Origin of the sequence: Pseudomonas aestiva, assembly GCF_039908605.1 — a bacterium.
GTDB classification, from domain to species: Bacteria; Pseudomonadota; Gammaproteobacteria; order Pseudomonadales; family Pseudomonadaceae; genus Chryseomonas; species Chryseomonas aestiva.
The window spans coordinates 1,103,831-1,128,390 of the sequence record NZ_CP150916.1 but is presented as its reverse complement, the minus strand read 5'-3'; the positions used below and the strand labels follow the sequence as shown (position 1 = coordinate 1,128,390).

General features: G+C 66.4%; 21 protein-coding genes and 1 pseudogene. 16 read left to right on the top strand and 6 right to left on the bottom strand.

All coding sequences use genetic code 11. The annotated features are described in order from the left end of the window. Positions 1 to 206 precede the first annotated feature (206 nt). Entirely contained in the window at positions 207 to 1,691 is a 1,485-nt protein-coding gene (gene mltF, locus AABM56_RS05235) for a membrane-bound lytic murein transglycosylase MltF (protein ID WP_133863121.1), read from the top strand. Between the two features lie 331 nt (positions 1,692 to 2,022). Continuing rightward, the gene (locus tag AABM56_RS05230; RefSeq protein ID WP_309740940.1) at positions 2,023 to 2,991 is read left to right on the top strand and encodes an IS110 family transposase; all 969 of its coding nucleotides are present in this window, start codon (positions 2,023 to 2,025) and stop codon (positions 2,989 to 2,991) included. A 73-nt stretch (positions 2,992 to 3,064) separates the two neighbouring features. On the opposite strand, the gene tcdA is transcribed toward AABM56_RS05230, so the two are convergent. Further along, positions 3,065 to 3,850, bottom strand: a complete 786-nt coding sequence (gene tcdA / locus AABM56_RS05225; protein WP_133862938.1) for a tRNA cyclic N6-threonylcarbamoyladenosine(37) synthase TcdA — start codon at positions 3,848 to 3,850, stop codon at positions 3,065 to 3,067. Positions 3,851 to 3,934: 84 nt separating this feature from the next. Between tcdA and dapE the strand changes: the two genes are divergently transcribed. The 3 genes from dapE to AABM56_RS05210 are packed head-to-tail and all read left to right on the top strand — an operon-like array spanning position 3,935 to position 6,275. After that, positions 3,935 to 5,077 carry a succinyl-diaminopimelate desuccinylase gene (gene dapE, locus AABM56_RS05220; protein WP_133862937.1) on the top strand — a complete coding sequence of 381 codons (1,143 nt, stop codon included), beginning with the start codon at positions 3,935 to 3,937 and terminating at the stop codon, positions 5,075 to 5,077. Next, complete coding sequence (locus AABM56_RS05215; protein WP_133862936.1) at positions 5,074 to 5,886, top strand: putative RNA methyltransferase; 813 nt, start codon at positions 5,074 to 5,076, stop codon at positions 5,884 to 5,886. Before dapE ends, AABM56_RS05215 begins: the two co-directional genes overlap by 4 nt. A gap of 5 nt (positions 5,887 to 5,891) precedes the next feature. Continuing rightward, entirely contained in the window at positions 5,892 to 6,275 is a 384-nt protein-coding gene (locus AABM56_RS05210) for a hypothetical protein (protein ID WP_133862935.1), read from the top strand. 41 nt (positions 6,276 to 6,316) lie between these two features. On the opposite strand, the gene AABM56_RS05205 is transcribed toward AABM56_RS05210, so the two are convergent. Then, positions 6,317 to 6,529, bottom strand: a complete 213-nt coding sequence (locus AABM56_RS05205) for a cold-shock protein (protein WP_347883887.1) — start codon at positions 6,527 to 6,529, stop codon at positions 6,317 to 6,319. Positions 6,530 to 6,900: 371 nt separating this feature from the next. Here AABM56_RS05205 and plsB point away from each other — a divergent pair, with 371 nt between their 5' ends. The 4 genes and pseudogenes from plsB (at position 6,901) to AABM56_RS05185 (ending at position 11,792) form a co-directional block, all read left to right on the top strand. Next, complete coding sequence (gene plsB, locus AABM56_RS05200) at positions 6,901 to 9,411, top strand: glycerol-3-phosphate 1-O-acyltransferase PlsB (protein ID WP_347883886.1); 2,511 nt, start codon at positions 6,901 to 6,903, stop codon at positions 9,409 to 9,411. 48 nt (positions 9,412 to 9,459) lie between these two features. Continuing rightward, positions 9,460 to 9,942 carry a YbaY family lipoprotein gene (locus AABM56_RS05195; RefSeq protein WP_133862932.1) on the top strand — a complete coding sequence of 161 codons (483 nt, stop codon included), beginning with the start codon at positions 9,460 to 9,462 and terminating at the stop codon, positions 9,940 to 9,942. 71 nt (positions 9,943 to 10,013) lie between these two features. Continuing rightward, positions 10,014 to 10,739 (top strand): helix-turn-helix domain-containing protein, encoded by a 726-nt coding sequence (locus AABM56_RS05190; RefSeq protein WP_133862931.1) that lies wholly within the window; start codon positions 10,014 to 10,016, stop codon positions 10,737 to 10,739. Between the two features lie 102 nt (positions 10,740 to 10,841). Next, positions 10,842 to 11,792, top strand: a pseudogene (locus tag AABM56_RS05185) (DMT family transporter). Positions 11,793 to 11,821: 29 nt separating this feature from the next. Here the strand turns inward: AABM56_RS05185 and ung are convergent. The 4 genes from ung to AABM56_RS05165 all read right to left on the bottom strand — a co-directional run bounded on the left by ung (position 11,822) and on the right by AABM56_RS05165 (position 14,592). After that, positions 11,822 to 12,517: a uracil-DNA glycosylase gene (ung, locus tag AABM56_RS05180; RefSeq protein ID WP_133862944.1), complete on the bottom strand. Its 696-nt coding sequence runs from the start codon at positions 12,515 to 12,517 to the stop codon at positions 11,822 to 11,824. Between the two features lie 64 nt (positions 12,518 to 12,581). After that, positions 12,582 to 12,881, bottom strand: a complete 300-nt coding sequence (locus tag AABM56_RS05175; protein WP_007163043.1) for a hypothetical protein — start codon at positions 12,879 to 12,881, stop codon at positions 12,582 to 12,584. A gap of 85 nt (positions 12,882 to 12,966) precedes the next feature. Next, complete coding sequence (locus AABM56_RS05170; RefSeq protein ID WP_133862930.1) at positions 12,967 to 13,419, bottom strand: NUDIX hydrolase; 453 nt, start codon at positions 13,417 to 13,419, stop codon at positions 12,967 to 12,969. A gap of 51 nt (positions 13,420 to 13,470) precedes the next feature. Further along, positions 13,471 to 14,592: a glycerophosphodiester phosphodiesterase gene (locus AABM56_RS05165; protein WP_133862929.1), complete on the bottom strand. Its 1,122-nt coding sequence runs from the start codon at positions 14,590 to 14,592 to the stop codon at positions 13,471 to 13,473. A gap of 143 nt (positions 14,593 to 14,735) precedes the next feature. Here AABM56_RS05165 and AABM56_RS05160 point away from each other — a divergent pair, with 143 nt between their 5' ends. The 7 genes from AABM56_RS05160 to AABM56_RS05130 all read left to right on the top strand — a co-directional run bounded on the left by AABM56_RS05160 (position 14,736) and on the right by AABM56_RS05130 (position 24,359). Then, positions 14,736 to 14,951 carry a cysteine-rich CWC family protein gene (locus AABM56_RS05160; RefSeq protein ID WP_133862928.1) on the top strand — a complete coding sequence of 72 codons (216 nt, stop codon included), beginning with the start codon at positions 14,736 to 14,738 and terminating at the stop codon, positions 14,949 to 14,951. Beyond that, complete coding sequence (locus tag AABM56_RS05155; protein WP_347883885.1) at positions 14,951 to 15,655, top strand: pseudouridine synthase; 705 nt, start codon at positions 14,951 to 14,953, stop codon at positions 15,653 to 15,655. The genes AABM56_RS05160 and AABM56_RS05155 overlap by 1 nt, the downstream gene beginning before the upstream one ends. Before the next feature lie 61 nt (positions 15,656 to 15,716). Then, the gene (locus tag AABM56_RS05150; RefSeq protein WP_133862926.1) at positions 15,717 to 16,688 is read left to right on the top strand and encodes an aldo/keto reductase; all 972 of its coding nucleotides are present in this window, start codon (positions 15,717 to 15,719) and stop codon (positions 16,686 to 16,688) included. A gap of 199 nt (positions 16,689 to 16,887) precedes the next feature. Next, positions 16,888 to 17,814 (top strand): 23S rRNA (adenine(1618)-N(6))-methyltransferase RlmF, encoded by a 927-nt coding sequence (gene rlmF / locus AABM56_RS05145; RefSeq protein ID WP_133862925.1) that lies wholly within the window; start codon positions 16,888 to 16,890, stop codon positions 17,812 to 17,814. Positions 17,815 to 18,294: 480 nt separating this feature from the next. Next, a complete protein-coding gene (gene mqo, locus AABM56_RS05140; RefSeq protein WP_133862924.1) occupies positions 18,295 to 19,932 on the top strand; it encodes a malate dehydrogenase (quinone) in 1,638 nt (545 codons plus the stop codon). A gap of 271 nt (positions 19,933 to 20,203) precedes the next feature. Further along, complete coding sequence (locus tag AABM56_RS05135; protein WP_347883884.1) at positions 20,204 to 22,843, top strand: glucosidase; 2,640 nt, start codon at positions 20,204 to 20,206, stop codon at positions 22,841 to 22,843. 121 nt (positions 22,844 to 22,964) lie between these two features. After that, entirely contained in the window at positions 22,965 to 24,359 is a 1,395-nt protein-coding gene (locus AABM56_RS05130; RefSeq protein ID WP_347883883.1) for a diguanylate cyclase, read from the top strand. Positions 24,360 to 24,560 lie beyond the last annotated feature (201 nt).

The window sequence follows — 24,560 nt, the reverse complement described above, 5'->3', positions numbered from 1 at the left end:
TATGTATAAAATGGGCGCTGTGCCACTTCTCGCGTATACTGCCCGCCGTTACGGCCTGCCGCGCCCCATGGACGCGGCTCCCCATTGGGCTCAGGATAGAGCCTTTGGCCGGACCGGTGGCGCGGAGCGTCCCGACCATAACGAGTGCCCGGAGGGGCCGACCGATGAGGCGCGTCAGCAAGGCGCCAGTGCCGTTTTGATGCCGTATGGCCGAGCTAGCCCATTTGAATAGAGCCTTCAAGCGATTCGCCTGGCTTACCCTGCCCTTCCTCGCCTTGCTCATGAGCTGCGGGGAGGCCGACGTGCCTGCGCCGCCCAAGCCGACCGCGCTGGAGCAGGTGCAGCAGGCGGGTGTGCTGCGCGTGGTGACGCGCAACAGTCCGGCGACCTACTTCCAGGACCGCAACGGCGAGACCGGTTTCGAATACGAACTGGTCAAGGGCTTCGCCGAATCCCTCAAGGTGCGCCTGGAAATCAGCACCGCCGACAACCTCGACGACCTCTTCAATCGCCTGACCGCGCCGGACGGCCCGGTGATCGCCGCGGCCGGCCTCACGCCCTCGGTCAATCGCCAGAATCTGAAATTTTCCCGCAGCTATCTGGACGTGGTGCCCCAGGTCATCTACCGCAACGGCACCGTCCGCCCCAGCACCCCCAAGGATCTGGTCGGCAAGCGCATCCTGGTGCTCAAGGGCAGCAGCCAGGCGCAGCAGCTCAGGGCGTTGCAGGCTCAGGTAGCGGGACTCACCTTCGACGAATCCGATCAGGTGGAGGTCAGCGACCTGTTGCGCATGGTCGACGAAGGCCAGATCGACCTGACTCTGGTGGATTCCAACGAACTGGCCATGAACCAGGTGTACTTTCCCAACGTGCGGGTGGCCTTCGACCTGGGCGACAACCAGGGCCAGGCCTGGGCACTGCAACCCGGGGAGGACAACAGCCTGCTCGATGCGGTCAACGCCTACCTGGACAAGGTCCGCCGCGACGGCACCCTGCAGCAGCTCAAGGAGCGCTACTACGGTCACGTTGACGTCCTTGGCTATGTGGGCGCCTACACCTTCGCCCAGCACCTGCAGGAACGCCTGCCCAAGTACGAGAAGCACTTCCGCAAGGTGGCGCAGAAGCATCAGCTGGACTGGCGCCTGCTCGCCGCCATGGGCTACCAGGAGTCGCTATGGACCCCGGACGCCACCTCCAAGACCGGGGTGCGCGGCCTGATGATGCTGACCAACAACACGGCCCAGGCCATGGGCGTCGCCAACCGCCTGGATCCGGAGCAGAGCATCACCGGCGGCGCCAAGTACTTCGACCAGATCCGCGACGAGTTGCCCGACAGCATCCACGAACCGGATCGCACCTGGTTCGCCCTGGCCACCTACAACATCGGCATCGCCCATATCCTCGACGCCCGCCGGCTGGCCGAATCCCAGGGCCTGGACCCGGATCGCTGGCTGGACGTGAAGAAGATGCTGCCGCGCCTGGCGCAGAAGCAGTGGTACAGCAAGACCCGCTACGGCTACGCCCGCGGCGGCGAGACGGTGGAGTTCGTGCAGAACGTGCGCCGTTATTACGACATCCTCACCTGGACCACCCAGCCGCAGATGGAAGGTCAGCAACTGGCCAAGACCGGCCTGCACGTCCCCGCCATCGCCGACGACCGCCCCGCCCGGGAAACGCCCCAGGATATGTGAGGGCCGCCGCGCTCGAACCCTCGTAGCGTGGAAAACCGCGCCAGCGTTTTCCACCGGCAACCTCCGGCACCATCCCGCGTGGACAAGGCTGCGCCGTTGTCCACCCTTGTATCTCGACGACAGCCTCCTTAGGGGGGCATAGTCCCCGACTGATCATCGGGGGAGGATGGCAGGCCGTGTCCACCCTTAAGCCTTTGAGCTTGCAACGTAGATAGGTCGCCTCCTCCACACCCATCCCCGAGTCCGAACGGTATCTAGAGCCTCCAGAGCTCGTATTGCACAAGGTTGGACGGGATGACGTGATCGTGTCGCATCTGAAGGAGGAGACATCATGGCCGTAATCGGTGTTGATATCGCCAAGCGCAGCTTCGATCTGGCGGTCCTGCAATCCAATGGCAAGCACCGGACCAAGGGCAGGCTGAGCAACGATCCGTCAGGCTTCGCGGTCTTTGCCGACTGGCTGCAACAGCATGCCGAGCCAGGCGCTTGGATCGTGATGGAGGCCACGGGCACCTATCACGAAGCGCTCGCCGAGCATTTCCATGCGCTGGGCTACCGAATCGCCGTGCTCAATCCGGCACAGATCGCTCGCTATGCGCAAAGCCAATTGCAGCGCAGCAAGACGGACAAACTCGACGCCAAGCTGATCGCCACCTATGGCCAGCGGCATGAAGACAGCCTGCGGGCCTGGCACCCGGAGCCTGTGTCCATCCGCACGCTTCGCGCGCTGACCCGGCGCCTGGAGGATCTCCAATCGCTACGGCAGATGGAGCTCAATCGGCTCGAGGTCAGCCCGGAAAAAGTCCAAAACTCGATCCAGGCGGTCGTGCAGCGGCTCGATGAGCAGATCGCCTGGACGCTCGAACAGATCAAACGGCATATCGACGATGACCCGGACCTGCGCGGCAAACGTGATCTGCTGGTGAGCATAGACGGCATCGCCGACAAGACCGCCGCCCTGATCCTGGCGGAGCTCGGCGATATCGGTCGCTTCGCCGATGCCCGCGCCGTGACCGCCTTTGCCGGTTTGAACCCACGCCTACAGGAATCAGGTCTTTACCGCGGCCATACCGGCATCTCGCGCATGGGATCGGTCCGCTTACGAAGTGCGCTATACCTACCCGCCGTCGTGGCGCTGACCTACAACCCGGCTATCAAGGCGCAAGCCGAGCGTCTGAAAACCAGGGGGAAGAAAGGTAAACAAACCGTCTGTGCCGCCATGCGCAAGCTGCTGACCATCGCCTATGGCGTGCTCAAATCGGGCAAGCCTTTCGATCCTGCTTTAGCGATTGCACACTGAGGGGCGAAGACGGTATCTACATAGCTGAACGTCGGTTGGGCTTCGCCGAGCTCCACCCAACCGACGAAAAGCCCTACCCCCTGGGTTTCTGGATCAACTTGTCCACGGCGCGGGCCGCGGCGACCATGCCGAAGGTGGCGGTGACCATCATCACCGCGCCGAAGCCGCCAGCGCAGTCCAGGCGGACGCCTTCGCCGACGAAACTCTTCTGCTGGCAGACGCTGCCGTCCGGCTTGGGATAGCGCAGCTGCTCGGTGGAAAAGACGCAGGGCACGCTGTAGTGGCGGCTGGGATTGCGCGAGAAGCCGTAGTCGCGACGCAGCAGCGAGCGCACCCGCGAGGCCAAGGGGTCGTTGTAGGTGCGATTGAGGTCGACCACCTGGATCTGGGTGGGATCGATCTGACCGCCGGCGCCGCCGGTGGTGACGATGGCGATCTTGCGTCTCTTGCACCAGGCGATCAGCGCCGCCTTGGAGGCCACGCTGTCGATGCAGTCCAGCACCAGGTCGAGTTCTTCGGTGATGTAGTCGGCCATGGTCTCGCGGGTGACGAAGTCCGCCACCGCCTTGACCGCGCAGGCCGGGTTGATGGCCTGGATGCGCTCGGCCATCACCGTGACCTTGGGCCGCCCCACCTGCCCTTCCAGCGCATGTACCTGGCGATTGGTGTTGCTGACGCAGACGTCGTCCAGATCGAACAGACTGATGCGACCGACACCGCTGCGCGCCAGGGCCTCGGCGACCCAGGAACCCACCCCGCCGATGCCGACCACGGCGACATGACTGGCGGCCAGGCGCTCGACGGCCTCCTGCCCATAGAGCCGGGCGATCCCGCCGAAGCGTTGTTCATCGAACGTCATGAAGGCTTTCCACAAAAGCCACAGTATAGGTTTTCCTTTACCATACCGCTCCCCCTGAACCCTAGCTGCCTCCCGGGACCCGCCATGACCACCGCCCTCACCCCCACCCTGGAACTCGCCTGCGACCTGATCGGCCGGGCTTCGGTTACGCCGCTGGACGAAGGCTGCCAGGCCCTGATGATGCAGCGCCTGGAGCGCCTGGGCTTCGCCCTCGAACCCCTGCGCATCGAAGAGGTGGACAACTTCTGGGCGCGGCGTGGCGGCGAGGGTCCGGTGCTGTGCTTCGCCGGTCACACCGACGTGGTGCCCACCGGCCCGCTGGAGGCCTGGCAGCAAGCCCCCTTCAATGCCCATGTGGATGCCGACGGCATGCTGCGCGGTCGGGGCGCCGCCGACATGAAGGGCAGCCTGGCGAGCATGATCATCGCCGTGGAGCGCTTCGTCGCCGACCATCCCGATCACCATGGCGCCATCGCCTTCCTCATCACCAGCGACGAGGAAGGCCCGGCCCTGCACGGCACCCGCGCCGTGGTGGAGCGCCTGCGCGCGCGTGGCGAGCGCCTGGACTGGTGCATCGTCGGCGAACCCTCCAGCACCCGCCTGCTGGGTGACGTGGTCAAGAACGGACGCCGTGGCTCGCTCAACGGCCGCCTGACCGTGCGCGGCAAGCAGGGTCATGTGGCCTATCCGCACCTCGCACGCAACCCCATCCACCTGGCGGCCCAGGCCCTGGCGGATCTCGCCGCCGAGCAGTGGGATGAGGGCAACACCTTCTTCCCGCCCACCAGCTTCCAGATTTCCAACCTCAATTCCGGCACTGGCGCCGGCAACGTGGTGCCGGGCGAACTGCAGGCGCTGTTCAACTTCCGTTTCTCCACCGAATCCACGGTGGAAGGCCTGCAGGCCCGCGTAGAGGCCATCCTTGATCGCCACGGCCTGGACTGGCACATCGACTGGTCACTGTCCGGCCTGCCCTTCCTCACCGAGCCGGGCGACCTGCTCGACGCCGTCTCGGCCAGCGTGGAAGCGGTCACCGGCTATCGCCCCGAAGCCTCCACCAGCGGCGGCACCTCGGATGGTCGCTTCATCGCCACCCTGGGCGCTCAGGTAGTGGAACTGGGTCCGGTCAACGCCACCATTCACCAGGTGGACGAGCACGTCCTGGCCAGCGACCTGGATCTGCTGACCGAGGTGTACTACGGCACCCTGGTACGGTTGCTGGCATGAAGCTGACCTGTCCGCTCTGCCAGGCCCCGCTGGCCGAACTCGAGGGTGGCGTCGGTTGCGCCGCCGGCCATCGCTTCGACCGCGCCCGTCAGGGCTATCTGAATCTCCTGCCGGTGCAACACAAGAAGAGCCTGGACCCGGGCGACAACGCCGCCATGGTCGAGGCACGCCGACGCTTTCTCGATGCCGGTCACTATGCGCCCCTGGCCGAGCGCCTGGCGCACCTGGCCGCCGAACGCGCGCCCCGGCGCTGGATCGACGTGGGCTGCGGCGAAGGCTTCTATACCGCGCGCCTGGCCCAGGCCCTGCCCGCCGCCGACGGCTATGCCCTGGACATCTCCCGCGAGGCGGTGCGCCGCGCCTGCCGGCGTACCCCGGCGCTGACCTGGCTGGTGGCGAGCATGGCGCGCCTGCCGCTGCCGGACGCCAGTTGCCAGCTGCTGGCCAGCGTCTTCAGCCCCATCGACTGGAGCGAAGCCCGGCGCGTGCTGGCACCCGGCGGCGGCATCCTGCGCCTGGGGCCGGCCAGCGCCCACCTGCTGGAGCTGCGCCAGCGGCTCTATGACGAGGTGCGCGACTATGCCGAAGACAAGCACCTGCAGGATCTGCCGCCGGGCCTGGAACTGGCCCACAGCGAGCGGCTCGAATTCGTGCTGCCACTGGCTGAGCGCCAGACCCGCGAAGACCTGCTGGCCATGACGCCCCACGGCTGGCGCGTCAACGCCAAGCGCCGCGAGCGGGTCCTGGCCGAGCCCTTCGAGGTGCGGGTGGCAGTACGTTACGATTGGATCATCAAATCCGGAGCCTAAGCCCCATGCGCCAGCCCGATATCGAAATCTACCTCAAGGACGTCGATCAGGACGCCATCTCGGCCTGGCTCGAACAGGTGTTCGCCATGCCCTGCGTCTGGCAGGCGCACGGACAGACCTTCAAATGCACCCTGCGCTATGGCGGCGAGTCGATTCCGGTGACCTGGCTGCCGAAGGCAGTCGGCAAGTGGCACAGCCTGCTGCTGGAAAGCGATGTGTCGCCCTGGGTGGATGACCTGGCCTGCGCCCGCGATGCCTATGCAGCCCTCCAGGTACAGGTGCGCTGCGCCCCGAGCGGCTGGAGCGAGGAAGAAGAGGAAGAAGCCGCCGATCGCTGGCTGAAGGTGACGGACGCGGGCGTCGAAGAGATTGTCTGGCGCACCGAGTGAACTGAAGGCGCGAGGAGCCTTGCGCTCCTCGCGCAACGGATCTAGACCTTGGCGACGTCTTCGGCCTGGAGACCCTTCTGGCCCTCGATCACCGAAAACTCCACCTGCTGGCCTTCGTTCAGGGAACGATGACCTTCACCGCGGATGGCGCGGTAGTGAACGAACACGTCGGCACCGCCTTCGCGTTGAATGAATCCATATCCCTTGGCGTCATTGAACCACTTGACGGTCCCGGTTTCGCGTTGCTCACCCATCACATCTCTCCGAAGCTTTCTGGATTTCCTATCCCCGCTCGCCACAAGCTGGGCGCTCGGGTTGCTTTGTTGTATCGGTACAGATCGCTCGCCGGACCGGTCGCCAGGCTGACAGCCCGATTCCGACCATCGGCAAGAACCTGCCGATGCCTTATAAAGCATGGCTTTCCCGGCAAAAGCAACGTTCTTTACGCAAAGTGCCAGCATGGCTGAAAGCCGCGCCAACGCCGGGTTTTCGACGATCTGAGCGGCATTTTTTCGACAACGGGGACAAGCCGCCGACTGCCGGGTCGAAGAGAGAACAACACGGGCGGTTTTACGCCCACCAGGCCATCCGGCACACTGCCGCCCCGTCACTCCGGTAGCCCTCCATGACCCGTTCGCCGCTGCGCCTGCTGGCCTTCTCGCTGCTCAAGCGCCTGCTCTATCTCTGGGTCCGCTCCGAGACCACCCAGGCGGCCAGCCTGCTCAGCCGCATCGATCCCGCCAGGCCGGTGCTCTATGTCCTCCCCGAGGCCTCGTTGAGCGATCTGGCGGTGCTCGACCGGGAATGCCGCAAGGCCGGCCTGCCGCGACCGTTGCGCCCGCTGGTGCTGGGTAGCAAGACAGAGCCACTGGCCTACTTCAACGCCACCGGCAAGGCGAACTGGCGCGGCCGCCCCGCCCGGCGCTCGGTACCCCCTACCCTGCGCCGGGTGGTGGCCGCGGTGACCGAGCAGCGGCTGGAAGACGTCCAGCTGGTACCGGTCAGCGTCTTCTGGGGCCAGTCGCCGGATCGCGAGACCAGTCCCTGGAAACTGCTCTGGGCGGACAACTGGGTGGTGACCGGACGGCTGCGCAAGCTGGCGCGCATCCTGGTGCTGGGCCGGCTGACCCGGGTGCAATTCTCCAAGCCGCTGTCGCTGGGCGAACTGGCCAGCCAGCGTCCCGATCCGCAACGCCTGGAGCGCCTGGTGATGCGGCAGCTGCGCATCCACTTCCGCAACGTGCGCCAGGCGGTGATCGGCCCGGACCTGTCGCACCGCCGTACCCTGTTGCGCGGCCTGCTCCGCGCGCCCCAGGTACGGGCGACCATCGCCCACGAGATCGCCCAGCGCAAGGCTACCCCCGGGCGCATCGAAGACGAGGCGGCGCACTATGCGCGCGAGATCGCCTCGGACTTCTCCTATCCGGTGGTGCGCTGCCTGGACGTCGGCCTGCGCTGGTTCTGGAACAGCATCTATGACGGCGTCACGGTCAGCCACATCGAGCGGATCCAGGAGATGGCGCCCGGTCATACCGTGGTCTACGTCCCCTGCCACCGCAGCCACATCGACTACCTGCTGCTGTCCTACCTGCTGTTCCAGAACGGCCTGACCCCGCCGCACATCGCCGCCGGCATCAACCTGGATATGCCGGTGGTGGGCAACATCCTGCGCCGTGGCGGGGCCTTCTTCATGAGGCGCAGCTTCAAGGGCAACGCCCTCTATGCGGCGGTGTTCAACGAATACCTGCACAGCCTGTTCAGCCGCGGCTTCTCCACCGAATACTTCGTCGAGGGCGGTCGCTCGCGCACCGGACGGACCCTGCAGCCACGCACCGGCATGCTGGCCATGACCCTGCGCAGCTTCCTCCGCGATTCGCGGCGCCCTATCGTCTTCGTACCGGTGTACATCGGCTACGAGAAGGTCTTCGAGGGCCGCACCTACCTGGGCGAGTTGCGCGGCGCGGCCAAGAAGAAGGAATCCATCTTCGACCTGGTCAAGGTCTTCGGCGCCCTGCGCCAGCGCTTCGGTCGGGTCTGGGTCAACTTCGGCGAGCCCATCCCGCTGCAAGGCTTCCTCGATGCCCGCCGTCCGGGCTGGCGCGACGAACCCCTCGACGAAGACCTGAAGCCCGCCTGGTTCAACTCGGTCACCCACGAACTGGGCGAGCGGGTGGTCCGCCGCATCAATGCCGCGGCGGCCGTCACCCCGGTCAACCTGGTGGCCCTGGCGCTGCTCTCGACCAACCGCCAGGCCCTCGACGAAGGCGCCCTGGTACGCGCCATCGACCTCTATCTGGATCTGCTGAAGCGGGTGCCCTACTCCACCAGCGTCACCCTGCCCGAGGGCGACGGCCAGGCGATCATCGAAGAGGTGCGCGCCCTGGGTTTCCTCTCCGAGCAGCAGGACGCCCTGGGACGCATCCTCTACCTGGACGAGCAGAACGCGGTGCTGATGACCTACTACCGCAACAATGTCCTGCACCTCTTCGCCATCCCGGCGCTGATCGCCAGTTTCTTCCAGAACACCGGGCGCATGACCCGCGAGCTGATCCACAGATTCGCCCTGGCGCTCTATCCCTATCTGCAGGCCGAGTTGTTCATCCACTGGGAGCGCGAGGAGCTGCCCCTGGTGCTGGACGGCTGGCTGGAGGCCATGGTGGAGCGCGGCCTGCTGCGCATCGAGGACGACGTCTTCGTGCGTGCGGCGCCCAGCTCGCGGCAATTCGTCCGCCTCACCCTGCTGGCGCGGGCCATCCTGCAGACCCTGCAGCGCTACTACATGACCACCGCGCTGATCCTCAACCACGGCCAGAACAGCCTGACCGCGCCGCAACTGGAAGAACTCTGCACCGTGATGGCCCAGCGGCTGTCGGTGCTGCATGGCCTCAATGCGCCGGAATTCTTCGACAAGTCGCTGTTTCGCCACTTCATCCAGACGCTGCTGGCCGAGGGTGTGCTGCGCAAGGCCGACGACGGCACCCTGGGCCATCACGAATTGCTCGGCGAACTGGCCGAAGGCGCCGGCAAGCGGGTGCTGCCGGCGGAGATCCGCCTGTCGATTCGTCAGGTGGCGCTGGACCGACCCGATGCGCCCGACCTGCCGGATCCCGAATCCCCTGCGGTCGCCGGCAACTAAGCCGGCGTCCATGGGTCACAGCAGTCGATTTCAGTCCAGGATCTACCCATGAAAAGAATCGCCACCCTGCTCGCCACCTCGCTGCTGCTCAGCGCCTGTAGCGGGCTGCGCCCCGGTCCCGCGACGCCACCGCCGCCCGCCGGCCAGCCGCTGCCGCCCACCGAGCAGCCGCAGACCACCACGCCTGGCGTGCCGGCCCAGCCGAGCATGACCAGCCTCAGCGGCCAGGCCACCTTTACCGCCAACGAGCCGGTGCCGCCCACCGCCAAGCTCACCGTCAGCCTCTACAGCGCCAGTGCCGGCGACACCCCTGCCGGTCGCCTGGCCCAGCGCACCCTGTTCGTCAAGCAGCCCGGCCAGGTGCCCTTCCGCCTTGACTACGCCCCGGCCAAGGTCAAGAGCGGCGAGCGCTATCTGCTTAGCGGGCGCATCCTACTCGGCGGTCGCCCGCTGTATCTGACCCAGGAGCCGGTGGCCGTGGACCTGAGCAATGGTGGCGAAGTGGAGTTGCCGCTGCAGCCGGTGCGTTGAGGTCCGTAGGGCCCGGGGCGGCATGCTAGGATCAAGGCTCTCGACCCCCCGCTTCGCTACCGAGGTGCGCCTTGACTCCCCGTCTCGCCATCAAGCGCTATCAGGGCGAACACCAGCCCCATGCCCATGCCTTCGCGCAGCTGGTGCTGCCCATCCAGGGCGGCATGGAGCTGGAGCTCGCCGGGCGTACCGGGACGCGGTTGCATACCGGTCTCGCGGCCCTGGTGGCGCCCGATTGCGGTCATGCCCAGCAATCCGAGCCAGGCAGCCGCTTTCTGGTGATCGACTGCGCGGCCGACTGGTTGCCTGCTCCGCTCTTGGATCGCGCGTTACGGCAGCCGGGCCTGGCGATTCCGCCTGCGACCCGCCAGCTGATCGCCTTCGCCGAGCTGACCTCGCCTGACACCCTCGACCAACACGCGCCCGAACTCACCCGTCTGCTGCTCGCCTCGCTCACCGCCGCTACCGCCAGCGCGGCCTTCGATCGCCTGCTGGTCCAGGTGGAGGCCCAGCCCGCGGGGGACTGGAACAATGCGGCCATGGCCCGCCTGGCGGGCCTGGGGCTGACCCGGCTGCACCTGCTGTTCCACCAGCGTTTCGCCCAGACGCCCCAGGCCTGGCTCACCGACCTGCGGTTGCGCCAGGCGCAGCGCTGGCTCGCCGACAGCCGCCTGCTCATCGCCGACATCGCCCTGCGCGTCGGCTTTTCCGACCAGGCCGCCCTGACCCGCGCCATGACCCGCCGCCAGGGCATCAGCCCGGCCGCCTGGCGGCGCGGTCAGCGACTGCCGGGGTAGGCAGTCCAGGTACGCAGTCCAGGTAAAAAACCCCGCAGTCTCGCGCAAGACCGGTCCAGGTCGCCGTCACCACACTGGTGTCGAATCGGTGGAGACGGCGCGATGCAGGAACGAGAACTGTCGGCAGTGGGTATCGGCTACGGGCTGGCGGCAGGCCTGTGCTGGGGCGTGATATTTCTGGCCCCGGCGCTGGTCCCTGACCTGAGCGGCGCCCAGTTCGCCGTGCTGCGCTTTCTCTGCTACGGACTGGTGTCACTCGGGCTGTTGCTGCCCTGCTGGCGCCGACTGCGCAGGCAGCTGACCTGGGCCGACGGCACGCGCCTGTTCTGGCTCAGCCTGATCGGCAACCTGGGCTACTACACTCTGGTCGGCGTGGGCGTGAAGCAGGCCGGTATCGCGGCGACCACCCTGATCGTCGGCCTGATCCCGCTGCTGGTGGCCCTGGCCGGGCAGCGCGACGCGGGCGCTGTGGGATTCGGTCGCCTCTGGCCATCGCTCTGCTGCGCGCTGCTCGGCGTGGTCCTGATCAGCTACGAGACGCTGACCACCACCGCGGTTGGCGAGCGGCCTGCCCTGGGCCTGCTGTGCGCCTGTGGCGCCCTGCTGGCCTGGAGCTGGTTCGCGGTGGTCAACACGCGCTTTCTGACCAGGACGCCGATCGGCGCCCACGATTGGAGCCTGCTGCTGGGCGGGATGACCGGTGCCCAGGCACTGCTGGTCGCACCCTGGTTGCTGGGAGAAGAGCTGGCGTTGCGGGGACCGGCGGACTGGCTGCAGCCGCTGCTGGTGGCTGCCGGCGTGGCGCTGCTTGCCTCGGTCATCGGCGGCGCCTGCTGGAATTAGGCCAGCCGCCGGCTACCCCTGACCCTGAGTGGTCAGGCCATCGTCATCGAGACCCTGGCCTCGCTGACCTATGGCTTTCTCTGGAGCGGGCGCTGGCCGACTCGCCTGGAATCCCTGGCGATCCTCCTGCTCATGCTCATGCTCGGGACGAGCTGGTGCCTGCAGTGCCACCGGCGCCCGTCTCGGACAGTCGCGGCAGGGGCGACCTGACCGCGAGGGTCGTGGCCGGCTGCGCCCTCCTACGCCAGCGGTGGCAGCGCCCAGTCGATAGGGGTGAGGCCGGCGTTGCGCAGGAATTCATTGGTGCGGCCGAAGTGGCCGTTGCCTATGAAACCGCGGTGGGCCGACAGCGGCGAGGGATGCGCCGACTTGAGGATCAGGTGCTTCTGGGGATCGATGAGCGTCTGCTTGCTCTGGGCATGGCTGCCCCAGAGCAGGAACACCAGGTTCTCCCGCTCGGCGCTGACCACCTCGATGATGCGATCGGTGAATCTCTGCCAACCGGCCTTGGCGTGGGAACCGGCGTTGGCCTGTTCCACGGTCAGCGAGGTATTGAGCAACAGCACGCCCTGCTCGGCCCAGTGCTGCAGATAGCCGTGGTTGGGAATGGGCAGGTTCAGGTCGCGCTTGAGTTCCTTGAAGATATTCTGCAGCGACGGCGGCGCCGGTACCCCAGGCTGCACCGAGAAGCTCAGCCCATGGGCCTGACCCGGACCGTGATAGGGGTCCTGGCCGAGGATGACCACCCTGACCTGATCCAGAGGGGTGGTATTGAGGGCATTGAAGATCAACGGCCCGGGCGGATGGATGACCTTGCCCGCCGCCTTCTCGCGCCTGAGGAATTCGCTCAGCTGACGCATGTAGGGCTGCTCGAATTCGTCGCGCAGCGCGGCTTTCCATTGAGGGTCGAGCTTGATGCGATCGTCGTCCACGATTCGAGGCTTCCTGGTCAAGACAAGGGCAGCACCCTAGAAAAGCCGGCTGCCCCTGTCAAACCCGCTACCAGCGCGGACCGTAGCGCGGGCCCCAGCCGGGCGGACCATAACCCGGACGCGGCCCCCAGCCCGGCGGTCCCCAGCCGGGACCCGGACCCCAGTGAGGCGGTGGTGGCGGTGCCGGTCGATAGTAGTAGCCATAGCCATAGGGCCGCACGATGACCGCGGGCGGCGGATAGGCTGGCGTGCCGTAGAAGACCGCCGCAGGAGGGGCCGGACGGCTGTAATAGCGCGGGGACGTGTCGTAGACGGTGCAGCCGGTGAAGGTCAGGGCACAGAGCGACGCCAAGAGGAAATGGCGCATGGGGGATATCTCCAGAACGGCCCGGATGGGCCTGGACAAAGCTTAAGCCCTGGCCAGGCGCCGCGCCCGGTTATCGCGCGTTCATTCAGCCGGGATTAAGAGACGCCGGTCCGTTCTCCGCCCGCTCGCCCAGGTAGTCCTGCAGCCGCGCCTGCAGATGGGGCACCCCTTGGGGATGGGCAAGGAAGTCGGCGATGCTCATCAACTGCCAGTGCTGGCCTTCGTCGCCAAAGCGGATGGCGGCGAGTTCGGCGGGATGCAACTGCCCGGCGAACAGCCAGCTGGGCAGATAGCCGGGTTGGCGCGGCGGATAGCAACGCCCCCAGGTCAGCCGCGCCTCGTCCAGCACCAGGCCGAATTCCTCTTCCAGCTCGCGCAGGGCGCAGCGCTCGGGCGTCTCGCCGTCTTCGCGACCACCGCCGGGCAGGTCCCAGAGGGCCGGCCAGGGGATGTCGGGCTTGTCATCGCGCTGATAGACCAGGATCTGCTCAGCGCAGAGCAGCGCCAGCTTGGCACCGTTGAAGGCATGGCGGGACATGAGGAGGCCTCCGTTGGCGACGGGGAGACCGGCAGGCCTCCCCGCCTGGACTCAATAACCCAGCTGCTTGAGCAGGGCACCGGGTGCCTGCTTGGCCGGACGCTCATAGAACTTCAGCAATTCGGCGGCGCGATTGCTGAAGAAGCCATCCACGCCACGGGGCGCGAGACGCGCGTAGTCCACCGCCGAGTCCACCGTATAGGCATGCACCAGCAGACCCCGCTCGTGGGCGACGTCGTTCATCCAGGGCTTCACCAGGTCCGCATAGCTCTGGTCGCCACCCTCCTCCAGGGCCGCCGAGGGGCCGATGCCGATGGCGCCATGGGCCTTGGCCCACTCGATCCAGGCGGTGAAATCGCCTTCGGAGCGCACCTGCTGCTTGGCGTAGTAGGCCGCCTTGCTGGCCTCGCCCGACTCGGCGTAGCTCGGCCCGGGCTTGGCCGGGATGTAGTCGTCGCCCAGCCACAGCAGCAGGATCTTCGGCGTCTTCGGCATCTCCTTCTGCAACAGCTCCAGGCTGCTCTTCTCGAAGGTCTGCAGGATCACCCGCCCGGGCATGGCGGCGACGCCGGTGGCACCCGGCTTGGGCTTGCCGAGCCAGCCGCGCTGGGTCAGCTTGGCCTTGAGGTCGCGCTCGATACCCGGAAACAGCTTGGGTTGCTTGGTTTCGATGTAGAGACCCGGCTTGTTGCGACCGCCTTCGGCGATGTCGATGACCTCGTCGAGGGTAAGGATCCTGAGTCCGGCGAACTTTGGCCGGGCGCGGTCGGGATGGGCCTGGTTGAACCAGCTGCCGGCGTCCAGCGACTTGAGTTCGGCCAGGGTGAACTGGCTGACCGGGGCCTTGGCGCGGTCGGGGAAGCGCTTGGCGACATCGGTGGTACGTTCCAGGGTGTCGTCGTGCAGGGCGATGAGCTGGCCGTCCCTGGTGCGCTGCAGGTCGAGCTCCAGGTAGTCGGCGCCCAGTTCCCGCGCCACCAGGTAGGCCGGCGCGGTGGATTCGGGGGCGTCGAAGGAGGCGCCGCGATGGGCGATCACCGCCGGCCAGGGAATGCCGGCCTGGCGGGCCAGGGTCTGGCCGACATCGGCTTCGGTGGCCAGGGCCAGTTGGCTGACCAGCAGGGTGCCGGGAATGAGGGTACGGATCAGGGTGCGCAGAGCAGTTATTGTCATGGGTTCCTCGGGTGGTCCGACGATCGGAGCTAGGATGCAGCTTGCACCCTGGTTGCGACAGTACGCAGACCCCCAGCGTAGCGGACGTTACCCAGGTCGCAATTCCCGGTACTCTGCCGCCCGCTTCGCCCGACGAGATCACCATGGCCGCATCGCCCATCCCCTTCGATCCCACCCGCTGCCCGCTGTGCGGCCAGGCCAACAGCTGCGTCCTGGCGGCCGGGGGCGAGATCCGCGACTGCTGGTGCCTGCAGACGCCGATCAATCCCGCCGTCCTGGACCGCCTGCCCGCGCAAGAGCGCGATCGCCGCTGCCTCTGCCCGGCCTGCGCGGCAGGCGTCGCGAGCGAACCTCGCTGATGCGCCTGGACCGCTGGCTGGGCAACCGACCCGAGCTGGGCCGGCAACTAGGGCGGCGCCTGCTCGCCGAGGGCCGGGTAAGGGTCAACGGCACCACCACCCTGCGGGCCGAGCAGGAGGTGTTCGCCTTCGACCGCATCGAGGCCGACGAGCGCCTGCTGCAGGACGGCCCCGGCGGTCGCTACCTGATGCTGCACAAGCCGCGCGGCTGCGTGAGCGCCACCGTCGACCCCCGCCATGCCACGGTGCTGGACTGCCTCGCCCCGGACCAGCGCGCCGATCTGCACCTGGCCGGACGGCTGGACTTCAACACCACCGGCCTGCTGCTGCTCACCAACGATGGCCAGTGGTCACGCGGCCTCAGTCATCCGCGTCACAGGCAGACCAAGCGCTACCGGGTCACCACCGCCGAGGTCATCCCGCCGCAGCTGGTGGCCGCCTTCGCCGAAGGGCTCTACTTCGCCTATGAGGACCTCACCACCCAACCGGCGCAGCTGGAGTTGCTGGACGACCACAGCGCTTTCCTGACCCTGGTCGAAGGCCGCTATCACCAGGTCAAGCGCATGTTCGGCCGCTTCGGCATCGAGGTCATCGCCCTGCATCGCGACCGCATCGGCGAGCTGGCGCTGGATTCCGCCCTGGCCGAGGGTGCCTATCGTCCGCTCACCTGCGCCGAGGTGGCCCTGCTACGTCCGGCGGACTAGGGGAACAGGAGTCTGGGGACATCGGTCGGGATGCAGACACGCACCACCCTGGAGACTTCCCATGCGTATCGACATCCCCTCCCTCGGCTTTGGCGGCGCCCCGCTGGGCAACATGTTCCGCGAGGTAGGCGACGCCGACGCCCGGGCGACGCTCGAAGCCGCCTGGGACGCCGGCATCCGCCTCTATGACACCTCGCCCCACTATGGCGCCGGGCTGTCGGAGCGACGTTTTGCCGAGGTGCTGGCCGACAAGCCGCGCGACGACTTCGTCCTCTGCAGCAAGGTCGGCCGCCTGCTGGAACCGGCCGACCGGCCGGAAAATGCGCCGCCGTTCGTCAACGAACTGCCCTTCAAGCGGGTGCTCGACTATTCCGCCGACGGCGCCCGCCGCTCCATCGAGGCCAGTCTGGAACGCCTCAAGACCGACCGCCTCGATCTGGTCTGGATCCACGATCTGTCCGAGGACCAGCATGGCCCGGCCTGGCGCGACTACTTCGCCCAGGCCATGCAGGGTGCGGCCAAGGCCCTCACCGAGATGCGCGAGGAAGGGCTGATCCTGGGCTGGGGCCTGGGCGTCAACTTGGTGGAACCCTGCCGCCTGGCGCTGGAGCAGAGCGATCCCGATGCCTTCCTGCTGGCCGGTCGCTATTCCCTGCTGGATCATCGCGAAGCCCTGGACACGCTCTTTCCCGAATGCGAACGCCGCGGCGTGGGCATCGTGGTGGGTGGGCCCTACAACTCCGGCCTGCTCGCCGGTGGCAAGCACTACAACTATGCCGAAGCCGAGCCGGCACTGCGCCGCAAGGTCGAGCTAATCGAGGGCGTCTGCCAGGATCACGGGGTGGACATCCGCGCCGCGGCCCTGCAGTTCTGCCTGGCCCATCCCACCGTGGCCGCCACCATTCCCGGCAGCAGCACGCCAGAGCGGGCCCGGCAGAACGCCGAACTGCTACGGGCGCCCATCCCTGCCGCCTTCTGGCGCAACCTGCGCGAGATCGGCGTGCTGCCGGAAGACGCCCCGACGCCCGCGTGAGCCGTATAGCCTGTTTAAAGCCTACTGCGCGTCGGGCAAACGGCGTTGAAAATGCCTCCGGAATGCTCATTTACCGACTGTAAACTCCGCTTCCTCAGGCATTTTCGCCTTGTTTGTACCTGGCTCGCGAGACTTAAAACAGGCTCTAAAAGGGTGGCTGTGCTAGGCTCGCCGCCCCTTTTCCACCCTGCCTGCCTTCATGACCTCGCCCCGCCGCCCCCTTCCTGGCCGCCCTGCGCCCCTGCATCCACGCAATCGCCACCAGGGCAGCTACGACTTTCCAGCGCTGATGCGCACGAGCCCGGCGCTCAGGCCGTTCGTGGCGCCGACGCCGCGGGGCAATCTGTCCATCGACTTCACCGATCCCCAGGCCGTCCGCGCGCTCAACCGCGCGTTACTGGCGCTGCACCATGGCGTGCGCGATTGGGACATCCCCGCCGATTTCCTCTGCCCACCGATTCCCGGCCGGGCGGATTACCTGCACCACCTGGCCGACCTGCTGGCCGAGGGCAATGGCGGCCGGATTCCCCGGGGTGCGACGACGCGCTTGCTGGACGTGGGTACGGGCGCCAATGGCGTCTATCCGCTGATCGGCTTCAAGGAGTATGGCTGGCATTTCGTTGGCAGCGACATCGCCCCGGCGGCGCTGGCTGCCTTCGGCCGCACCCTGGCGGCCAATGCGGATTGCGCCGCCGCCATCGAGTTGCGCCGCCAGCCGGATCCCCAGGCCATATTCGCCGGTATCCTGCAACCCGGTGAGCGCTACGCCGCCACCCTGTGCAATCCGCCCTTCCATGCCAGCCCCGACGATGCCGTGCGCGGCAGCCGGCGCAAGTGGAAGAACCTGGGCAAGACCACCGGCAAGCAGGTACCCCTGCTCAATTTCGGCGGCCAGGCGGCTGAACTCTGGTGCCCCGGGGGCGAGGCCGTCTTTGTCGAGCGGATGATCCGCGAGAGTCGCGCCTTTGCCGGTCAGGTCGGCTGGTTCACCTGCCTGGTGTCCAAGGTCAACAATCTGCCGCCGTTGCAGGCGGCACTGCGCCGCGAACAGGTCAGTGAAAGTCGCGTGGTGGCCATGGCCCAGGGCCAGAAGCAGAGTCGCTTTCTCGCCTGGCGCTTCGCCTGATCGACCTCTCCACACTTGAACGACGACCCTCCGGCGGCTTTCCGGCCGCTTTCGTCGGTGCCGCCGGCGGCTCGCGGAAAGCCGTCCAGACCGCTCCGGTTCGCCCGGAGCGGCAGCTGGCGGGACTTTGACTGTCGTCACAGAGGGTTAGACTAAAGGCTAATAGGCAAAGCCAATGAATTACGGGCTAGGCAGCCCTAACCCTTCCCTTTAAAATGTCCGGCAACAATTACGCCACGCGCACGCAGCCGCGCCCGAGACCTCTGTCTCCGGTCAGCCGCTGCCAAGGCCGCGTCTTGCGTTTTTGCTCCGACTCCTCCGGTGACTCATGAGAGAGGGGCGGTGGAGGGAAAAGAACCTGCCCTTGCGTGTTTCCGGCTGCATTCTGCCTTGCCCACTGCACATCCCCCCATGTGCCATGGTGCCGCACCGCACCGAAACTCGATAAGCAGACCCAGCTTCTATCGAACGAGAGATCACATGCTGAAGAAAATGACTGGCGCGCTGCTCGGCGTCGCCATCGCCTCCGCCCTGGGCACCGCACAGGCCGAAGACACCAAGAAGGTCGACGTCCTGCTGATCGGCGGCGGCATCATGAGCTCCACCCTGGGCATCTGGCTGAACGAGCTGGAGCCGAACTGGACCATGGAAATGGTCGAGCGCCTGGACCAGGTCGCCGACGAGAGCTCCAACGGCTGGAACAATGCCGGTACCGGCCACTCCGCCCTGGCCGAGCTGAACTACACCCCGGAAGACAAGGACGGCAAGGTCACCATCGCCAAGGCCATCGAGATCAACGAAGCCTTCCAGATCTCCCGTCAATTCTGGTCCTGGCAGGTCAAGAACGGTGTCCTCAAGGACCCGAAGAGCTTCATCAACAGCACCCCGCACATGAGCTTCGTCTGGGGTGACGAGAACATCGCCTTCCTGAAGAAGCGCTACGAGGCGCTCAAGGCCAGCCCGCTGTTCTCCGGCATGCAGTTCTCCGAAGATCCCGCGCAGATCAAGCAGTGGGTTCCGCTGATGATGGAAGGTCGCGATCCCAAGCAGAAGATCGCCGCCACCTGGAGTCCGCTGGGCACCGACGTCAACTTCGGCGAAATCACCCGCCAGTTCGCCGCCAACCTGCAGTCCAAGCCGAACTTCAAGCTGAACCTGTCCAGCGAAGTCGAGAACATCACCCGCAATGCCGACGGCAGCTGGCGCGTTGAGTACAAGAACCTCAAGGACGGCAAGAAGACCGAAACCGACGCCAAGTTCGTCTTCATCGGCGCCGGCGGCGGTGCCCTGCACCTGCTGCAGAAGTCGGGCATCCCCGAAGCCAACGACTACGCCGGCTTCCCGGTGGGTGGTTCCTTCCTGGTCACCGACAACCCCGAGATCGCCCAGCAGCACCTGGCCAAGGCCTACGGCAAGGCGTCGGTGGGCGCACCGCCGATGTCGGTACCGCACCTGGACACCCGCATGCTCGACGGCAAGCGCGTGATCCTGTTCGGGCCCTTCGCCACCTTCTCCACCAAGTTCCTCAAGCAGGGTTCCTACCTGGACCTGCTGACCAGCACCAACACCCACAACGCCTGGCCGATGGTCCGCGTGGGCGTGGCCGAATACCCGCTGGTGGAATACCTCGCCGGTCAGCTGATGCTGTCGGATGACGACCGCATGGCCGCCCTGCGCGAGTACTTCCCCAACGCCAAGAAGGAAGACTGGCGCCTGTGGCAGGCCGGTCAGCGCGTGCAGATCATCAAGCGCGACGCCGACAAGGGTGGCGTGCTGAAGCTGGGCACCGAGATCGTCGCGGCCAAGGACGGCAGCATCGCCGGCCTGCTGGGCGCCTCCCCGGGTGCCTCGACCGCCGCGCCCATCATGCTGAGCGTGCTGGAGAAGGTGTTCAAGGACAAGGTCGCGACCCCGGAGTGGCAAGCCAAGCTGCACCAGATCGTGCCCAGCTACGGCACCAAGCTGAACAGCGACCCGGCGCGCGTGCAGCAGGAGTGGAACTACACCGCCGAAGTCCTGCAACTGGCCACCCCGCCGGTCGCCACCGGCACCGAGAACGCCAAGGCCACCGCCAGCGCCCCGCGCGCCGAAAAGGCCGCCAACGACATGGCGCTGTAGATCGCTGCCAGGCCCGCTGCGCGAGCGGCGGGCGCTTCGCGATGACCAGAAGGCCCCATCCCGACCCGGCGTGGGGCTTTTTTTCGTCCGCCGCTTGCCCGGTATAGAGCCCTTGCGCCCGCTCAGGCCCTGTGACGAAAACCGCAACGGCGTGAATTTTTTCCGGTCAGACAGGCACTAAAAACTGCAGCGATACGCCAAGGCAGGTCGTTGCACGCCACAATGGTGATCTATCCTCGAGCCTTAACCGTTACCTGAATCTGGAGACACGATGACGGCACATCCCGCCCCGGGCATCCTGCATACCCGAGAAGGCCAGCGCCTGGCTGATACCGATGCCGCCGCCTGGCGGCAGTGGGGGCCCTACCTGAGCGAGCGCCAGTGGGCCACGGTCCGTGAAGACTACAGCGCCGATGGCGACGCCTGGCGCTACTTCCCCCATGACCATGCGCGCAGCCGCGCCTATCGCTGGGGCGAAGACGGCCTCGCTGGTTTCTGCGACAAGGCTCAGCAATGGTGCTTGGGCATCGCCCTGTGGAACGAGCGCGATCCCTTCCTCAAGGAACGGCTGTTCGGCCTGACCAACGCCGAAGGCAACCATGGCGAGGACGTCAAGGAGCTGTACTTCTACCTGGACGGGGTGCCGAGCCATGCCTACCAGAAAATGCTCTACAAGTATCCCCACGCCGCCTTTCCCTATGCCCAGCTCACCGAGGAAAACGCCCGGCGCGGCCTGGAGGATCGCGAATACGAGATCCTCGATACCGGCGTCTTCGCCGAGGATCGCTATTTCGACGTCACCGTCGAATACGCCAAGCACACCCCCGACGACATCCTCATGCGGATCACCGTGGAAAACCGCGGGACCGAACCCGCCAGCCTGCGAGTGCTACCGCAGATCTGGTCTCGCAACACCTGGGCCTGGACCGGCACCCCGCCGCGCTCCATGCTCAGCCTGGAAGGCGACCAGGTCCGCGCCAGCTATTTCGACCGGCCCGACCTGGTGGTCAGCGCCTGGGGCCCGCGCGAGGCCGAGTGGCTGTTCTGCAACAACGAAACCAACCTGCCGCGCCTGACCGGTGAAGCCGCCGAGGGCCCCTTCAAGGACGGCATCAACGACTACGTGGTGCGCGGCGCCCGCGAGGCGATCCGCCGCGACTTCGGCAGCAAGGCGGCCGCTCATTTCGCCGTGGAGCTGGAGGGTGGCGCCAAGACCGTGGTCTACCTGCGCCTGGCGCCGACCAATGCGCTGTCGGTGGATGCCGATGCGATCTTTGCCGAGCGCATCGCCGAGGCCGATGCCTTCTATGCCGCCCTGCAGGAAAAGATCGCCGATCCCGATGCGCGCCTGGTGCAGCGCCAGGCCCTGGCCGGCCTGCTCTGGTCCAAGCAGCTCTACTACTTCGAGGTCAATCGCTGGCTCGATGGCGATCCGGCCCAGCCGACGCCGCCGGCGCAGCGCCAGCGCATCCGCAACGGCCACTGGCGCCACCTGCTCAATTTCGACATCGTCTCCATGCCGGACAAATGGGAGTACCCCTGGTACGCCTCCTGGGACCTGGCCTTCCAGGCGGTGGCCTACGCCCTGATCGATCCCGGTTTCGCCAAGCAGCAGCTGCTGCTGCTGGTGAAGGACAGATTCATGCATCCCAATGGCCAGCTGCCGGCCTACGAGTGGAATTTCGAGGACGCCAATCCGCCGGTGCATGCCTGGGCCACCTGGCACGTCTACCTGCAGGAAAAGTCCCTGACCGGGGTGGGCGACCGGGTCTTTCTCGAACGCGTCTTCCACAAGCTCCTGCTGAATTTCTCCTGGTGGATCAACCGCAAGGACACCGAGGGTCGCAACATCTTCCAGGGCGGTTTCCTCGGCCTGGACAACATCGCCCTCTTCGACCGCTCGGCCCCCCTGCCGGAGGGCTATCACCTGGACCAGGCCGACGGCACCGCCTGGATGGCCGCCTATGCGCTGGACCTGATGCGCATCGCCCTGGAGCTGGCCAAGGAAAATCCGGTTTACGTCGATCTGGGGGTGAAGTTCTTCGAGCACTTCCTGCACATCGCCGGCGCCATCAACCACAGCGATGATCGCGAAGACGGCCTCTGGGACGAACAGGACGAATTCTTCTACGACGTCCTGCACAAGGCGGATGGCAGTGCCGAGCCGTTGCGCCTGAGGTCCATCGTCGGCCTCATCCCGCTGTTCGCGGTGCAGGTGCTGGAACAGCGCGAGCACGAGGGCCTCCCCGGCCTCGGCGGACGACTGCGCGGCTTCCTGCGCCAGCGGCCGGATCTCGCCCGACTGGTCTCGCGCTGGACCGAACCCGGCCAGGGCAATAGATTCCTGCTCTCGCTGCTGCGCGGCCACCGTACCAAGCTGCTGCTCAAGCGCATGCTGGATGACAACGAATTCCTCTCCGAATACGGCATCCGCTCGCTGTCCAAGGCCCACGAACAGCAACCCTTCGAGATGCGCCAGGCCGACGGCAACCTGCTCAGCGCCCGCTATCAACCGGGGGAATCGGATTCGCGCCTCTATGGCGGCAACTCCAACTGGCGCGGGCCACTGTGGATGCCGATCAACTACATGCTCATCGAGTCGCTGCACGAGTTCCACCGTTACTACGCCGACAGTTTCTCGGTGGAATACCCCAGCGGCTCCGGCTACCTGGCCAATCTGGAAGAGGTCGCCGACGGCCTCAGCCAGCGCCTGACGCGGCTGTTCCTCAAGGACGCCGACGGCAAACGCCCGAGCATGGTCGACTATCCACAACTGCAGAACGATCCGCGCAGTCGCGACCTGGTGCTGTTCCACGAGTATTTCCACGGCGAAAACGGCCGCGGACTCGGGGCCTCCCACCAGACCGGCTGGAGCGCCCTGGTGGCGCTGCTGCTGCAACCCCGCCGCTAGTCCGCTAACGCCCAGGCGCCGGGAGCGACCGGCGCCTGGGCGAACTGCAGCAAGGCTACAGTTTTCCTCTGTCGCCCTGGATACTATGCTCTAGCCAGAGACCCCGCCTTCGCGAGCCCGCATGACTCACCCCGATGACGCCCAGCGTCTCCACGCCCTGAGCGAGCTGCAGATTCTCGATAGCGGTGTCGAAGCCGCCTACGAGGACATCGTCGCCCTGGCCTGCCAACTGACTCGGGCGCCGGTGGCCTTCATCACCCTGGCCGATCGGCAGCGTCTCTGGTTCAAGGCCTGCCAGGGCATTACGGTAGCCGAGGTACCGGCCGACGCCTCGCTCTGCCACCTGGCGATCCGCACCCCTCGCCAGCCTTTTCTGGTAGAGGATCTGCAGAGGGACCCGCGCGTCTCACACCTTAGGGCGGCACCCGGGCTGGAACGGATGCGCGCCTACCTGGGCATTCCCCTGCTCGACCGGCACGGGGTCGCCCTCGGCACCCTCTGCGTGATGGACGACCGGGTCCGGCGGTTCGAGGCGGCTCAGGTCGACAACCTGCAACGGCTGGCTCGGCAGGTCATCATTCTGCTGCAACAGCGCGAGACCCTGCGCCAGCTGGAAGAACTGGACATCAACTTTTCCGCCTTCATGAACAACGGGCCCTTCATCGCCTACATCAAGGACCGCGACTGGCGCTACCGCTATGTTAACGAGCCCTTCCTGCAGCAGCTGGAACTGACCCGTGACGAGGTCCTCGGCCAGGACGACTTCACCATCTGGCCAGAGGCAGCGCCACGTTTCCGCCAGGTCGACGAGCAGGTGATGAACGAACTCAAGCCGAGCCGACTCGTCGAGCGCATGACGGCCCCGGATGGTCGACGCCTCTTCTGGCAGTCCTACAAGTTTCCCCTGGTCACACGGCAGGGCATCGCCCTGGCGGGGCTGTCGGTGGACGTCACCGAGCATATCGAGCAACAGCACATGCTGGAGGCCTCGCAGCGCCAACTGCTGGACATGATGCAGGCCGCCGAGCAACGCAGCGTCACCGATGCCCTGACCGGTCTGTTCAACAGACGCGCCTTCGACCTGCGCCTGGCGGAGCATCTGCGGCGCGCCGAGGACCAGGGCACGCCGTTGTCCATGCTGCTGATCGACGTCGATCACTTCAAGACCTACAACGACGCCTTTGGCCACCAGGCCGGTGATACCGCATTGCAGACGGTCAGTCAGTTGCTGCTACAAAGCTGTCGCGACAATGACGCCTGCTTTCGCTACGGCGGCGAGGAATTCGCCATCCTGCTGTCGGGTGCCGATCTCACCGCGGCCCACTTGGTGGCCGAGCGTTGTCGGGCTGCCGTCGCCAACCATGCCTGGTCACGGCGCGCGGTGACCCTGAGCGTTGGTATCGCTACCTACAGGACCGGGATGGATGCCTACACCTTCACCGAAGGCGCCGACCGGGCGCTCTATGCGGCCAAGAACGCCGGTCGCAACCGCATCGCTGCGGAACCCGGACCTTAATCGCCCGCTGTCCTTGAATCGCGCCCAACAAAAAACCCGCCGAAGCGGGTTCTTTGTTGCGACCATCCCAACATCCTGTCAGGCGCCATCCTGGCCTGGTCTTCATCCGTGACCTCAGGGCTGCGCATCCTGCGCTGCTGATAGGTGTAGATTACGCAGCCCGCCGAGATGGCAACATGGCCAGGTGACACCAGGGCGTGT